We start from the raw sequence: 14,796 nt of genomic DNA, 5'->3' as shown, positions 1-14,796 counted from the left end.
TATTTCAATACCTTTGATCGTGTAGAGCATGATGTGGCTCAAACCGCAGCTGACACGTACACGGCAACAGTACATGCGCCCGTATTAGATATTTTTATCTTTATTGGTGTGCCCACAGAGATTCTGAATCAATATACTGCCTTGACAGGTCGAGCCGGTCAGCCTGGTTTATGGCCAATGGGGGTATGGCTGGACCAGCAGCCAGATCAAAGTCCAGAGCAAATTCATGCGCAAATAGAGCAGTTAAAAACCTTGCAGGTAGGGGTGGATGTGGTGAATTTAGCACCTCCTGCCGTGCTGGGTTTTGGGCCTGATCGTCCTTTGTTTGATTGGGATACATCTAGGATTGGTGATGTGCGTGAAAGCATGCCCGCCGCCGAAGATGCCCAGTTTAAATTTTCGGCGTATACCTTTCCTGGCGTGTTGGCTGGGACATCCATGTATGACGAATGGGAAGACCGCGGCTGGCTATTAATTAACGATGATGATGGTGCAGGTTATGTGTTTGAGGGTAATGCCATTACCGGTGGCAAAGACTTTGCACTATTAGATCTAACCCATAAAGACGCGTATAAATTATGGGTTGAACGATTACGCCAGTCGTATGACGAGGGCTTAGGTGCTGTCGTCTGCAATACCCAGTATGCTATTCCAGATAGCATTACGGCTCGGGGTGGTGAAACCGGTGCAATGCTACGCACGGTTTATCCATTATTGGCAAGACAAGCCTTATTCGATGCGTTTGCGGGGCATAAAACACCCCAAGAGGGCTTAGTTGCTAGTCGCGATTTATATCCTTCAGCGCATCGCTTTGCTTGGCAGCTTGGGCCTGATGTCACCAATGATTGGCAAGGTTTAGCCACGACATTGCAGGCCGCTTTATCAACGGGTAATAGTGGTGTAACAGCACAGACTCATCAGATAGGCTCTGCGAATCAACCCACAGATAAGATGACGCCAGAGCTGTTCATCCGCTGGTTGGCTATGGGTGTATTTTCGGCTAATTTCCACTTTCAGGCGGTTGACGGGCTGATGCCGCAATCATTTGATGAAAAAACCCAAGAGTTAATCGCCCATTGGCTACGTTGGCGTTATCGTTTAGTGCCCTATGTATTAGGCATTATCGAGGAATCAGTCCGTTGTGGTTTACCAGTACAGCGCGCCTTAGCCCTAGAGTTTCCTGATGATCCCGAGGTCGCTAATTGGTCTAATCAGTACATGTTAGGGTCTACCTTACTTGTGGCCCCATTTGTACAGCCAGGTGATGAAATTGAGGTTTACTTACCTAAGGGCAGTGACTGGTGGGATTTGGCCACAGGTTGGCGCTACGAGGGTGGTTCACGTTGGATCGTTAAAGCTGGGCTAGATCGTCTGCCGGTTTTCGGTCGCGAGGGACAAATGTTATGTCTAGGTCCCGAGGCCTTGAATACCAGTGAATTTAATTCAGCTCGCTTACTAGAGGAAGTCTGGATGTTTGGTATGCCTGAACACAGTCCTGCGGTCATGCGTAATAAAATACGTGTGATGCAAATGCAAGGTTCGAGCTATATCAAAGGTTTAGAGGGTTTGAAAATCCTACCTTCCGAAGGCTTAGAGGTAAAGCGCCGTGGTGCCGAGGTCCGTATTTCTCGTGCTAGATAGATTATTTGTCGGTTTTTTTTAAAAAATACTGTACATCTTAAAAAAACATGCTATAGTTACGTCTTTGCTTCACACAGCACTGCGCTGCAGGGGCAAGGACGTAATTTTCGCAGTGGTTTTTTTCGATACCGAGTTGAAAAAAACTCTTGACAACAAAAAGTCGTCATGCAATAATTACATCTTTCGGTTGGGTCGTTAGCTCAGTCGGTAGAGCAGCGGACTTTTAATCCGTTGGTCGCGCGTTCGAGTCGCGCACGACCCACCAACCCGAATTCAAAAAAAAGCCCAGTTCATTGAACTGGGCTTTTTTTATTTGTGGCGACGAATAGATACTCTTGATAGCTATTCGGATACATTTTTTGTAGTGAGCTGTGTTGTTCCGTTTTTCCCCAAAGCGTTTCCATCCGATTTTTTTCAGTAGTATTCAATAAAGGCAGCTCGTTTAGGCCTAATTCAGAGTAGTTGATCTCCATCCTCAATAGCGTGGTACCCGGCAGATAACTGGCGACGAGGTTGCCGCTTGGGGTTTCAGGGTCAATACTAATAAAAGAGTGAACCGCAGCTAACCAATACAACAAGTTTAAGGTCTGGCGTTCATCGTGCGTTTTTTCGCGTAAAATGGCACGCAGGGCAATGGCGGCCTCGTTAAAAGCGGTACGATAAGGCAGCATTTGCCAGGCAAGCTGTAAACGGCTGATCGGGTCGTTTTTATGCTCTTTGATGCGTTGTCGCCAATCGCTGCCTAAGGTTTGCAATAATTCTGGTACAGGCGAGTCAGTCTCCATGCAAAACCAAGGACTTTGTTCTGGGTTTAATCGTAGATGAAAAGGTTCTATCGTCTGTGTTAGCCACTTTTTCGGGGTGTTTTCTGCAGGGACTAGCTTAATACCCTGTAGTTGGTCTTGAAGCCGCATAAGTACACGCTGGATTTTTTGATTAGCAGGCAGTTGTCGGGCTTGTTCGATCACAGAGAGACTACGACGAATCAGATCAGGGTCAAGTCCTATATGTTGTTCTTGGGCAATACGCCAAGCGTGTTTCAAGGCTGATATGGCTTGATGCATCAGGTGTAATGGATGATTGTTGAACAAAGGATTAAAAACAGTCATTACTCTGGTCCTATATGATTTAAAAACGTTTAAAGCTTTTTACCTACCTGAGTGATAATTATTACGCACCATTCCATTTTTTTAAGAATAGATGCCTAATTTAAATGTAAATAAATTTGATTTTAGTTTGTTTTTATAGCTAAAAGTAATAAGTAATCAATAAGTAGTCAGCTAATGATTACGCACTTTATGGTAAATTTTGTTTTTCATTACAGCATATTTGCTGTTTATTGATAGGTGTATCCGTTGATACGTTTAGAACAGATCTATAAAAATTATGTGTCAGGCAGTAAACAGGTCACTGCATTGGATGGCATCAATCTGCATATTTCTGCAGGCGAGGTCTTTGGCATTATTGGACGCTCAGGGGCAGGGAAAAGCACACTGATCCGTATGCTGAACCTATTAGAGCGTCCGACGACGGGCGATGTTTGGTTAAACAACGAACAAATTAGTGCGTTAACGGATGCCCAACTACGCACCGTACGCCAGAAAATTGGAATGGTATTCCAACATTTTAATTTACTGCAAATGCGCACGGTTTTGGATAATGTGTGTTTTCCTTTGCGACTAGCGGGTTTAACTCGCGCACAACAACGAGAACGTGCGCTAGAGGTACTGGAGCTAGTCGGATTAAAAGATCATGTGAATAAATACCCGCGCCAACTATCTGGTGGGCAACAACAACGGGTCGGTATTGCGCGTGCTTTGGCAAATCATCCCCAGCTTTTGTTATGTGATGAGGCGACCTCAGCCTTAGACCCAGAGACAACCCAGTCTATCTTACGATTGCTGTCTGAAATCAATCAAAATTTAGGTATTACGATCGTTTTGATTACGCACAGCATGGATGTGATTCGTTCTATTTGTGATCGAGTGGCGGTGATTGAGGGTGGAAAACTCGTTGAGATAGGACCGGTTATGGATGTGTTTTTACATCCACAACATGCCGTCACACAATCACTTCTTACCGAAAGTGGGATGGATACTGATGGTTGGCAAAGTTTTTCTCAACAAGTTGAAGGGCGACTATTACGATTAAGCTTCAGAGGCGAGGCCACCTCAGCCCCTGTCTTAAGTCAAATTAGCCGGGAATTCAACGTGGATTTAAGTATTTTGCAAGGGGCTGTGAGTCGTATTAAAGACACACCTTATGGTCAGCTAGTCGTAGCCGCAAAAGGGGATTTAGAACAGTGGCCAGAGGTAGAGGCTTTATTAGCTCAGCATGGTATTGATTGCGAGGTATTGCGACCATGAATTTTGATAATGTAGATTGGCCTTTAATTGCAGAAGCCACCACCGATACCCTATTGATGACTGGGTTTTCATTGTTATTCACCATCATTATTGGTTTACCTTTAGGCGTAGTTTTATTTCTTACGGCTAAAGGCCAGCTGATGGAGAACCGTGTTTTGTATCAGACGCTCTCTTTACTGGTAAATATTTTGCGTTCTGTGCCTTTTTTAATTTTGCTGATTGTCATGATCCCGTTAACGCGTGTTTTAGCGGGGACGCCCTTAGGCGTGGCAGGGGCGATACCACCATTGGTCGCTAGTGCAGCGCCTTTTTTTGCTCGATTAGTCGAGAATGCATTAAAAGAATTAGACCCTGGCGTCTCAGAGGCCTGTAGAGCCATGGGCGCAGACCCTAAACAAACCGTCATGATGGCGCTTTTACCAGAGGCCACGACGGGTATTTTAGCCGCCATTGTCATTACGGCTATTACTTTGGTCGGTTATTCCGCTATGTCTGGCGTCATTGGTGGCGGGGGCTTGGGCGATTTAGCATTACGATTTGGTTATCAGCGTTATCAAAGTGATGTCATGCTGGTCACAGTGGTTATTTTAGTGGTATTGGTGCAGCTATTGCAGATGTTTGGTGACAAGCTGGCTGCCTTGATTCAAGGTAAAACCCAATAACCTGTCTTGTTTTTTTGAATATCTAGGAGTATATCGATGAAAAAACTATTTCCTGCTTTTGCTTTGTCTTTAGCTGCCTTAGTTGTTGGTTCTGCTCATGCTGGTAAATTAACCGTAGCAGCGACACCCGTACCTCATGCTGAATTACTTGAGTTCGTTAAACCTGCTCTGGCAGAGCAAGGGGTAGAGCTAGACATTAAAGTGTTTACTGATTACGTACAACCTAACGTACAGGTCGCTGATGGCTTATTGGATGTTAACTTTTTTCAGCACAAACCGTACTTGGATACCTTTAACGAAGGGCAAAAGGCCGAGCTGGTATCTGTAGGTTTAGTTCACGTAGAGCCTTTTGGAGCCTACTCTAAAAAAATTAAAGAGTTATCGGAATTAAAAGACGGTGCATTGGTGGCATTACCAAATGACCCTTCGAATGGTGCTCGTGCTTTGCTGCTATTGCAAAAAGAAGGCTTAATTGAATTAAAAGATCCAACGAATATTTTGGCAACCTCACGTGACATTGCTAAAAATCCGAAAAAATTGAAATTCAAAGAATTAGAGGCTGCGACATTGCCACGAGTATTGGTCGATGTGGACTTGGCCTTGATCAATACTAACTATGCTTTAGAAGCCGGTTTAAATCCACTTGAAGACGCCTTGTTTATCGAGGGGGCAGATTCTCCTTATGCCAATATTGTGGTGACACATAAAGATAAGGCCGAGAACGAAGACGTTAAAAAATTGATGGATGCCTTGCACTCTGATGCGGTACGCAAAGAGATCACTGATAAGTACAAAGGCGCCATTGTTCCTGCCTTTTAATTTGGTGAATCATTTAAGACAGACCTAAAAAAATCGCGGCCAATAAGCCGCGATTTTTATGTGCAGTTAAATCTACCGAGCGTTAATAATACGCATGGCAGCAGCACGTTGACTGCCTTCGGGGTAAACCTGAATCGTCACTTGACGAGCGGTCATACCAGAGGGGAGTTCTACTGAGCCTTGGGCGTGTAAGTAACGCCCTAATTTGATGTCAATGGGGTCAAGATCAATATAACCAGTACGGCCATTGGGATAGCGGCCCATGACATTAAAGTTCATCGTGCCTTTAAATTCTGGGGCATCGTCTTTATCTTGCATCAATAAAATAGTGTATTCTAGCTGCCCCTCAGCATTGACTAATTCCGCTGCTCGGATACCAGGAGATGTGCCACGCGGATCAGCTTGCATGGCGTTGGCAAATAATTGAATATCTTGCTCTAAGCCGGACACAATACTGTCGTGACGCTCTAGGCGATCTTTAATGGAGTCCACCTGAGTCAAGCTGTCATCGCGCTCGCGTTCAGCTAATGTAATCTGTGATAGCAAGCGTTGATTTTCAGCTTTAGCACTATTGAGCTCATCGTGTAGTAATTGAGATTGCTCTACGGTTAGCATGGGAGGGCCATAACTCTTTTGTATAAAGAGTAAGCCGCCAGCACCCAAGACCATGCCAGTAATCATTAACACTAGCCAACGGGGGATACGACGCTTACGACGTGTATGGCCATAAGCGGTGGGTTTGAATACGGGTCGTTTGGAACCTAGCATGGGGCGAATCGTTCCTGTAGGTAATGGTGTAAAGTGAAAAAAAGCCTAGGGGCCGTCAGAAATCATAGCCTGTTAAGGCTTTAGAGCCAAGCTTTGTTCTATTTGTTGCAATCGTTCTGGGGTACCTATATCTGCCCATTCACCATGATAAATAGACCCCAAAACTTGGTGTTGATTAATCGCTGTTAGCAGTGGATCGCGCAGAGGCGTTGGGGTTGAGGCCGAAACGGAGTCAAAAAAATCAGGGCTAAATACCCCCATGCCGCTATAGGTGTAATTGTTTGTTTCGCCTTTAGGTTGCACGCGCATTTGAGCAAAACCAAAATCCCCATTTCGATTGTGCTCAGGATTTGGAACCAAAAGTAAATGTGCTAAAGCAGACTGAGTGATTAAGGACTGCCCCATATAAGCCGCTAGCTGAGGATTCCAATCACACCAGATATCAGCGCTTATGACTAAAAAAGGGTCCGTACCTAAAAGGGGTAAAGCATGTTTAATACCTGCGGCAGTTTCTAGGGCCTTTGGTTCTGCAGAGTACTGAATTATCGCGCCATAACGTGATCCGTCGCCTAAGTAGTCTTCGATTTGACTACCCAACCAGGCATGATTGATAACCAGCTGGGTAATACCCGCGTTAACAAGACGATCAATATGCCATTCGATCAATGCCTTATTGCCAATTTTTAATAAGGGCTTGGGCGTGTGATCGGTTAAGGGGCGCATACGAGATCCCCTGCCGGCAGCTAAAATCATGGCGCGTAAACTCATTAAATCGTCATCCCTAATACGGTTTGTTTATTTTCTAAACGATCAAATAATCGGCGTAATGGGTTAAATTCCTCGTAGCGCACGACCACTTGGCGTAAATACTGGTTTACTCGTGGCATGTGGTCTAAATAGTGATGCTTACCATCACGTATAGATAAACGGCTAAATACCCCTAGTATGCGTAAGTTACGCTGTACGCTCATCCACTCGTAGGCACGATGAAATTCAGCAAAGTCGGTATCAATGTCTAAGCCAGCCAGGTGCGCGGCTTGCCAGTATCGGATAGCCCAATCGATTTGTTGATCTTCGTCCCATGTGTAGCGCGCATCCATCACCATAGAAGCCAAGTCATAGGTGATCGGGCCAACGACGGCATCTTGGAAATCAATGAGGCCTGGCTGTAATGCAGAATCAGTAGGCATCATGATGTTTGGTGAATGAAAATCACGATGTACCAGCACCTGACCGTGTCGTACGTTATCCGCGACTAAGGTTTCAAAAAGCTGGCTGAGGTTTTTCTTTTCAGTCTCAGTAAGTTCTGTTTTACAGTATTGCTTGATGTACCATTCCTCGAATAGCTGTAATTCGTCTAGCATCCGTGCAGCGTCATAGACAGGCAGGTCGGTTGTGTCTGCCTGTTGCATACGGACAAGCTCTTGGATTGCTAATCGGTACATGGCTTGTACTATAGCGGGGTCGGTGGTGGTTTGTAATGCATGATAAAAATTCTCTGTGCCTAAATCGCTAAGCAACATAAAACCCTGTTCAGCATCATAAGCTAAAATTTCAGGCACTTTAGCTCCGACCTGAGCCAGACGGGCTTGCACATCCACAAAAGCCTCGTTGTTTTCATGGCTAGGAGGGGCATCCATCACAATACGGGTGAGGGCTCCGGCTTGTAGACGATAATAACGCCTAAAGCTGGCATCACTGGATGCGCTATGTAGTGTTTCTAGGTCAAGTTGAAATGATTCGGCAATAGATTTAAGCCAATTCATCAAAGATTGTTGACGTTGTGCTGCAGTATCTTGCATAAAAAAGGACTCAAAGCAAATAAATTTAACCGTTTAGGTGCCGCGATGCGCTAGGCTTCTCTATAATAGCCATTTGTTGTCTACGCATCATACGGATGATTTGTGTTTAGGCGAATTTTTTCAAAGGACGCAATAGTTGTGCGAGCTGTTTGGACTGCCCTTACAATTTTAGCGGGTTTAGGTACAGATGTTGCCTTAAACACTGCTTTTTCCTCTGAGCCACGTATGCCGCAGCTCAAGGCCGCGTCACATTTGCGCGTGCAATCTGTGGCTGAAGACAATATTTCCGTCTATTTTACTGCGGATAACTTAGAACGCACAGAAAACGGTCAGGTTATCTTAACCGGTGACGCCCAGGTACGTCGTATAGACTCAGTTGCCAAAGGCGATGAAATTAACTATCAACAAGATAGTGGTGATTTAAAAATTCGCGGTAAAGGAAGTCTAATCCGTGACGGTTCAATTATCCGTAGTGACACTATTGATTACAACATCAATAGCGAAACAGGACACATAGATCAGCCGACTTTTATGTTTGGTGGGGCAGGAGGATCTGGCAATGCCCTAGAGGCACAGATGATGTCTAAAGATCATCTACGGATGAAAACCGTTGAGTATACAGGTTGCCCCTGTCCAGCTCCGTCTTGGTTTATTCGTGCGCCACAGGTGGACTTGTACAACGATAAAAATGCCGGTGTTGCTAAGCACGGTGTTTTGTACTTTAAAAATGTCCCCATTTTGTATTCGCCTTATTTGACGTTCCCACTACGTGAGGAACGAAAAAGTGGGTTTTTAATGCCTGCTTATGGGTATTCATCCAACTCGGGTCTTGAGTTTTCTGTACCGTACTATTTTAATATTGCCCCTAACTACGACGCGACATTAACGCCTCGCTATCTAAGCAAACGTGGTTTGCAAATGCAAGGTGAATTCCGTTATTTAGGGCATAGTTATAACGGGCAGTTAGTTGGCACGTATTTAAATAATGATAAAAAAACAAAAACAGATCGCTGGTCTTTATCCGCAGAACATAACCAGTCTATAGGGGGTGGGGTAGGTTTTGCGTATAACTATAGGCGGGTATCTGACGATAACTTTTTTAGAGATCTATCGACATTTGGTGTAAACCAAGCCTCTGTCAATGAGCTGCTAAGTGATGCACGTTTTTATTGGAGCGGGGCGAAATATTTTAATGCCGCCTTATCGGTTTCTAAATACCAAACCCTACAGGACGAAGAATCCTGGTATAGACGGCCTGAATATGACCGCTTACCTCAGTTCGAACTGCATGGTGTGCGTCATAACTGGAATGGGTTTGATCTAGAGTCCCATAATTATGCGACTCGCTTTGTGATGCCTTACTACAAAGGCAGCTTACCTGCTTTTGATCAGTACAGAAATACACGCTTAGCACCAAACAGTACACGGGTGTCGTCGTATTCAACCTTAGCCTACCCCATAATTAGGCCCGCCTGGTATATCACTCCTAAACTAGGCTTGCATCTTAGTCATTATGATACGGACTGGAAATCGGTCAGCAATATTGCGCAACGAAATCTACAGCGCAATGTTAGTCGCGTAGTCCCGCTGTATTCATTAGACGCTGGGATGACATTTGAAAGAGACACCTCATTATTTGGTATTGATTCTATACAGACTCTGGAACCCAGGTTGTACTACTTATATGTACCTCATCGTGAACAAAATGACATTCCTAACCTGGACACAAGTATTGCTACCTTTAATTTCTCACAAGCATTTAGTGAGAATATCTATAGTGGTGGTTGGGATCGTATTGCAAATGCAAATCAATTGACGTTGGGTTTAACAACACGTTGGCTAGACGCGGATACGGGCTTTGAGCGCGTAAGCCTACAAGTCGCACAGCGACTGCATTTTCAGCACCAGCGTGTTTTCTTGCACACGTTTGCACCACACGAATACCCGCCTGAGCGCACCCGATCTGATTATCTTTTTGGCGCTCAAGCCGCATTAACAGATGATTTCACGGTACGCTTTGATGCTCAGTTGAATCCAGAGACACGTGATCGGAACCGAATGAGTGCTGGTGTCCGTTGGAGTCCTAAACGCTTGGCGACTATTGCGGCCTCTTACCGCTATGAGCGTGACCCGCGCGCCTTTGATAATCCTCGTTATCAATTTAGCAGAGAAGACGAAGAGCGCACTAAAGAACAGCTTTCACTAACTACTCAGTGGCCCTTAACGAACCGTGTATATGCCTTAGGCCGAGTCGATTACTCCCTCCAAGAAAAACGGAGTACACAAACTATTTTAGGTTTTGAATATAAAGGTGATTGCTGCTGGACTGGGCGTTTTGTGGTACAACGTTACGCCGTTTCCGCACAAAAAAGTAATAGCGCTGTTTTCCTACAATTAGAGCTCTCTGGCTTAGGGTCTTTGGGTACTGATCCAATGAGCTTATTGCGTGAGCGTATTGTGGGTTATGAGTCCGTGAATCCATCCATACCAGAAAAAACCACTTTCGAGAGGTACGAGTAAATGCAAGTACATCAGTTAACACGCCATTTGATTTTGGCATTGGCAACGGCCGGTGCGGCGTTTTTAAGCACAGTGCAAGCACAGAACGATAGTTTTGCTCCAAACCATGCTGATGGTATTGCTGCAATTGTGAATAAAGATGTGATTACTCTCAGAACAGTACAACGAGAGGTAGAGGCGGTCAGTAAAAATTTGGCAGCCCAAAAAATTCCGGTACCCGATCAAGCTGTTTTACAAAAGCAGGTATTACAGCGTTTAGTCGATGAGCATTTGCTCAAACAAGAAGCGGCTCAAATGGGCCTGTCGGCTGACGGTGTGAATGTAGAAGAAGCCGCTGAGGTAATTGCATCACGTAATAATCTTACTGTGGCTCAGTTACGCAAAGAGATAGAAAAAGGCGGACTGTCATGGGATAGTTACTTACAAGGCTTACGCCAAGAAGTCTTGATGGATCAAATTCGTCAGCGCGTGATTGATCCACGCATTAGTATTTCTGATTCTGAAATTGATGCTTTTTTGAAAAGCCAAGGTATCGATCCGGACTCTACCAAAACAACACCTCAAATAAATGAGATTTTTGAATTAGCACAAATTTTAGTGCGTGTCCCAGACGGGGCGAGTTCCGCCACACAGGCCGAACTACGTCGCAAAGCAGAGACCTTACTGCAACAAGCCCGTCAAGGGGCTGATTTTGCAGGCTTAGCTGCCGCCTCATCGGATGGCTCTGAAGCACTTCAGGGCGGAGTCATGGGTGCTAGACCCTTAGAAGGTTGGCCTGATGCATTCGCAAAAGCCATTCAAAGCACGTCTAAAGGTCAGGTGGCTGATTTAGTTCGTAGTGGTGCGGGTTTTCATATTCTAAAAGTAGTGAATCGAGGACAGGCGCAGACAGCTGCTCATGCGGCCGACCAAGAGTTCATCGTAACTCAAACGCATGCACGCCATATTTTAATTAAATTTAACCAAATTACCTCTGATACTCAGGCTCAAAAACGGATTGAGCAATTGGCAGACCGTCTACGTAATGGCGAGGACTTTGAGGAGTTAGCCCGAGCTTACTCGGATGATGCGAGTGCGCCTCAAGGCGGAGACTTAGGTTGGTTACATCCAGGTGAAACAGTTCCTGCCTTTGAGCAGGCCATGGATGCGTTAACCATAGGGCAAATTAGTGAGCCGGTGCGTTCACAGTTTGGTTGGCATATTATTCGGGTTGATGAACGCCGTGATCGTAACGTAGGAAATGAATATCGCCGTATGCAGGCTCGTCAAGTCTTACATGATCAGCGGGTAGAGCCCGCCTTTGACGATTGGTTTAGTCAAATCCGCAGCCAAGCTTTTATTGATAATCGTTTAGATCCTGAGTCCAGCTCTGGACGTCGTAAATAGGAATTTCATGCAACAACATCAGGCGCGCAAGCGCTTTGGCCAAAACTTCTTGCACGATGAGGGTGTGATTCACCAAATCGTGCGTGCTATTGACCCACAGTCAGCCGATAAGCTGATAGAGATTGGGCCTGGGATGTCGGCGTTAACGCAGCCATTATTTCAAGCCGTAGATCAGCTGACCGTCGTTGAAATTGACCGTGATCTGGTTCAGTTTTTACAAAAAAAATATGCAGCAGAAAAACTAACTATTATTTCTGCTGACGTATTAACGGTGGACTTTGCACAGTTCGGTGATGGGCTGCGTATTGTAGGTAACTTACCCTACAACATTTCTAGTCCATTACTGTTTCACCTGATGCAGTATGCCGATCAAATTGTTGATCAGCACTTTATGCTGCAAAAAGAAGTGATTGATCGTATGGCAGCGAAACCGGGCGACCCGTTATATGGTCGTCTGTCAGTGATGTTGCAATCGCGTTATCGCATCATCAAATTATTTGATGTTGCACCGGAGTCATTTACGCCAGCCCCTAAGGTTATATCTGCAGTGGTGCGTATGCGCCCCTTAAAGGCAGATCGACCACAGGCTAAAGATGCCGCTGTCTTTGAAAAGGTGGTGGCCCAAGCCTTTAGCCAACGCCGTAAGATGTTGCGCGGAGTATTGGCTCAGTGGGCAGACCATATTGATTGGGATGCCGTAGGCATTGCCCCTACTGATAGGGCGGATGCCGTTGGGCTATCGCAGTTTATTGCCCTCAGTGATATGTTGACGCCACTGCTAGCAAAAACAGAAAAATAGTCAGTCGGTTTTAGCCATAAAACCAATAGCTCACTGCAATCGCCGCAGCCATGCCTGCGGCGTCTGCTATTAGGGCGCAGCCAATAGCATGACGTGCTCGTTGAATGCCAACTGCACCAAAGTAAACCGCCAACACATAAAAGGTGGTTTCGGTACTTCCTTGAAAGGTAGCGGCTAATAAAGCAGCAAAGCTATCCACTCCGTGATGTTGCATTGTCTCAATCAGTAGCGCGCGGGCAGCGCCACCAGAAAAAGGACGCATCAGAGCCGTAGGTAGAGCATCCACAAAACGGTTATCCCAGCCCGCACTGTCTACCACCCACCGAATACCACTTAGGGCGATTTCTAGTGCACCAGAGGAGCGTAATAAGCCAATGGCACAGAGCATAGCCAATAAATAGGGCAATAAATCACGGGCAACGGCATAGCCTCCTTTGGCCCCCTCAATAAAACTGTCATAGAGTGGGATCTTTTTACGCCAACCGACAAATAAGAAAAGAAAGATCACCGCGAAGAGGCTCAGATTACCCAGAAGTGATGAAAAGTGATTCAGAGCACTGGCGGTTAACGTGGCTAAACTGGCCATGAAAATGGCAAGTAGTGCTATTGCCGTACCAAACCAGAGCAATAAAATGGGGTCCCAAAGACGGATGCGTTGTACGATGGCTACGGCAAGTAGACCGGCAACGGAGGAGGCGGTGGTGGCCAGTAAAATAGGTAAAAACACCATCGTTGGGTCAGGTGCACCTTGTTGTAATCTGTACATGAAAATACTGATCGGCAAGAGTGACAAGGCCGACGTATTTAATACTAAAAATAATATTTGCGCATTGGTGGCTGTTTTTGGATTGGGATTTAATTCCTGTAAAGCGCGCATGGCTCGCAGACCAATAGGGGTGGCCGCGTTATCTAAGCCTAAGCCATTTGCTGCAAAATTTAAGGTAATGAGTCCTAGGGAAGGGTGTCCAGCAGGCACCTCCGGCATTAGGCGACTAAATACAGGGCTGAGCCATTTTGCTAGTTTTTCGATTAGGCCCGCTTTTTCGGCTATTTGTAGAAAGCCTAGCCAGAGGCTAAGCGTGCCAAAAAGCACAATCATAATATGTACTGAAAGATCAGCCATTTCAAACAATGACTGCACCATCTCGGCAAAAATTTGAGCATTCCCTACCACTAGCCATTGATAAAGACTACTGCCCGCAGCCAGTACAAAAAATAATAACCACAGCGTATTTAACATAAATTAGGCTCTATCACTCATAGGTCATGCACAAAAAAGCGGGCATTCTGCCCGCTTATAGCTTGGGTCGTAACGTGTTTAGTCCTCACGGCCTTTGGCTTGAATTAATTCAATTTTATAGCCATCCGGATCTTCTGCAAATGCAATTACGGTATTGCCATGCATCATGGGGCCAGCCTCACGTACGACTTTGCCACCTTTGGCTTTGATTTGCGCACAGGCTTCGTAGGCGTCTTCAACCTCCAAGGCGATATGACCATAACCGTTTCCTAAATCGTAGCTTTCCGTATCCCAGTTATGTGTGAGCTCTAAAACGGTGGTATCACTTTCATCGCCATAACCCACAAAGGCTAATGTGAATTTGCCATCAGGGTAATCTTTTTGACGTAGAAGCTTCATGCCTAATACATCGGTATAGAAATCCAAAGAGCGCTGTAAATTGCCAACGCGAAGCATGGTGTGAAGAATACGCATAAGTAAAACTCCTGAGCAATTAAAATAAAGGCAAACTCGCAGGATCAAACTGTTTGAGTTGCTGTCTAGAGGTGTAGAAATCGGGTAGAAGTCGTTCGACCTCTTGCCAAAAGGCAGGACCATGATTCATCTCTTTGAGATGAGCGACCTCGTGTGCCACCACATAATCAATAATAGCAGGCGAAAAATGAATCAATCGCCAGTTAAGCATAATAGTACCAGCGCTAGAACAAGAACCCCACCGTTTAGCAGGGCTGGCAATACGCCAGTTTTTAAAGAGAGGGGCATATTCACAATCACGTAAGAAATGCTGTAGACG

14 protein-coding genes and 1 tRNA gene are annotated in these 14,796 nt (G+C 45.4%); 8 read left to right on the top strand and 7 right to left on the bottom strand.

Going from position 1 to position 14,796, the window contains the following annotated elements; genetic code table 11:
* On the top strand, positions 1 to 1,641 hold a 1,641-nt coding region (locus Q0Z62_RS09460; RefSeq protein ID WP_298053828.1), incomplete at its 5' end, for a glycoside hydrolase family 31 protein.
* A gap of 189 nt (positions 1,642 to 1,830) precedes the next feature.
* Positions 1,831 to 1,906: transfer RNA gene (locus tag Q0Z62_RS09455), tRNA-Lys, on the top strand.
* Positions 1,907 to 1,931: 25 nt separating this feature from the next.
* Here Q0Z62_RS09455 and Q0Z62_RS09450 read toward each other — a convergent pair.
* The gene (locus Q0Z62_RS09450; protein ID WP_298053827.1) at positions 1,932 to 2,750 is read right to left on the bottom strand and encodes a hypothetical protein; all 819 of its coding nucleotides are present in this window, start codon (positions 2,748 to 2,750) and stop codon (positions 1,932 to 1,934) included.
* 246 nt (positions 2,751 to 2,996) lie between these two features.
* On the opposite strand from Q0Z62_RS09450, the gene Q0Z62_RS09445 reads away from it, so the two are divergent.
* Genes Q0Z62_RS09445 through Q0Z62_RS09435 form a run of 3 tightly spaced genes read left to right on the top strand, consistent with a single transcriptional unit; the run spans position 2,997 to position 5,488 of the window.
* Positions 2,997 to 4,007 carry a methionine ABC transporter ATP-binding protein gene (locus tag Q0Z62_RS09445; RefSeq protein ID WP_298053824.1) on the top strand — a complete coding sequence of 337 codons (1,011 nt, stop codon included), beginning with the start codon at positions 2,997 to 2,999 and terminating at the stop codon, positions 4,005 to 4,007.
* Positions 4,004 to 4,669 (top strand): methionine ABC transporter permease, encoded by a 666-nt coding sequence (locus Q0Z62_RS09440; RefSeq protein WP_269900380.1) that lies wholly within the window; start codon positions 4,004 to 4,006, stop codon positions 4,667 to 4,669. Before Q0Z62_RS09445 ends, Q0Z62_RS09440 begins: the two co-directional genes overlap by 4 nt.
* 36 nt (positions 4,670 to 4,705) lie before the next feature.
* The gene (locus tag Q0Z62_RS09435) at positions 4,706 to 5,488 is read left to right on the top strand and encodes a MetQ/NlpA family ABC transporter substrate-binding protein (protein ID WP_269900379.1); all 783 of its coding nucleotides are present in this window, start codon (positions 4,706 to 4,708) and stop codon (positions 5,486 to 5,488) included.
* A 72-nt stretch (positions 5,489 to 5,560) separates the two neighbouring features.
* On the opposite strand, the gene Q0Z62_RS09430 is transcribed toward Q0Z62_RS09435, so the two are convergent.
* From Q0Z62_RS09430 to Q0Z62_RS09420, 3 genes are all read right to left on the bottom strand, one after another.
* Positions 5,561 to 6,256, bottom strand: a complete 696-nt coding sequence (locus tag Q0Z62_RS09430; RefSeq protein ID WP_269900378.1) for a DUF6776 family protein — start codon at positions 6,254 to 6,256, stop codon at positions 5,561 to 5,563.
* 72 nt (positions 6,257 to 6,328) lie between these two features.
* Positions 6,329 to 7,024 (bottom strand): N-acetylmuramate alpha-1-phosphate uridylyltransferase MurU, encoded by a 696-nt coding sequence (gene murU, locus Q0Z62_RS09425; RefSeq protein WP_298053822.1) that lies wholly within the window; start codon positions 7,022 to 7,024, stop codon positions 6,329 to 6,331.
* A complete protein-coding gene (locus Q0Z62_RS09420) occupies positions 7,024 to 8,058 on the bottom strand; it encodes a phosphotransferase (RefSeq protein WP_298053821.1) in 1,035 nt (344 codons plus the stop codon). The genes murU and Q0Z62_RS09420 overlap by 1 nt, the downstream gene beginning before the upstream one ends.
* A 138-nt stretch (positions 8,059 to 8,196) precedes the next feature.
* On the opposite strand from Q0Z62_RS09420, the gene Q0Z62_RS09415 reads away from it, so the two are divergent.
* Genes Q0Z62_RS09415 through rsmA form a run of 3 tightly spaced genes read left to right on the top strand, consistent with a single transcriptional unit; the run spans position 8,197 to position 12,763 of the window.
* The gene (locus Q0Z62_RS09415; protein WP_367180579.1) at positions 8,197 to 10,578 is read left to right on the top strand and encodes an LPS-assembly protein LptD; all 2,382 of its coding nucleotides are present in this window, start codon (positions 8,197 to 8,199) and stop codon (positions 10,576 to 10,578) included.
* Positions 10,579 to 11,964 (top strand): peptidylprolyl isomerase, encoded by a 1,386-nt coding sequence (locus tag Q0Z62_RS09410; protein WP_298053820.1) that lies wholly within the window; start codon positions 10,579 to 10,581, stop codon positions 11,962 to 11,964.
* Between the two features lie 7 nt (positions 11,965 to 11,971).
* A complete protein-coding gene (gene rsmA / locus Q0Z62_RS09405; RefSeq protein ID WP_269900374.1) occupies positions 11,972 to 12,763 on the top strand; it encodes a 16S rRNA (adenine(1518)-N(6)/adenine(1519)-N(6))-dimethyltransferase RsmA in 792 nt (263 codons plus the stop codon).
* A 10-nt stretch (positions 12,764 to 12,773) separates the two neighbouring features.
* On the opposite strand, the gene Q0Z62_RS09400 is transcribed toward rsmA, so the two are convergent.
* The 3 genes from Q0Z62_RS09400 to Q0Z62_RS09390 form a co-directional block, all read right to left on the bottom strand.
* Positions 12,774 to 14,003 carry a nucleoside recognition domain-containing protein gene (locus tag Q0Z62_RS09400; RefSeq protein ID WP_298053819.1) on the bottom strand — a complete coding sequence of 410 codons (1,230 nt, stop codon included), beginning with the start codon at positions 14,001 to 14,003 and terminating at the stop codon, positions 12,774 to 12,776.
* Between the two features lie 78 nt (positions 14,004 to 14,081).
* Positions 14,082 to 14,477 (bottom strand): lactoylglutathione lyase, encoded by a 396-nt coding sequence (gene gloA, locus Q0Z62_RS09395; protein WP_298053818.1) that lies wholly within the window; start codon positions 14,475 to 14,477, stop codon positions 14,082 to 14,084.
* Between the two features lie 19 nt (positions 14,478 to 14,496).
* Positions 14,497 to 14,796, bottom strand: a 300-nt coding sequence (locus Q0Z62_RS09390) for a M48 family metallopeptidase (RefSeq protein WP_298053815.1), incomplete at its 5' end; no start/stop codon positions are given.

This window comes from uncultured Paenalcaligenes sp. (assembly GCF_947630565.1).
Taxonomy (GTDB): domain Bacteria; phylum Pseudomonadota; class Gammaproteobacteria; order Burkholderiales; family Burkholderiaceae_B; genus Paenalcaligenes; species Paenalcaligenes faecalis.
This window is presented reverse-complemented; position numbering and strand designations above follow the sequence as displayed.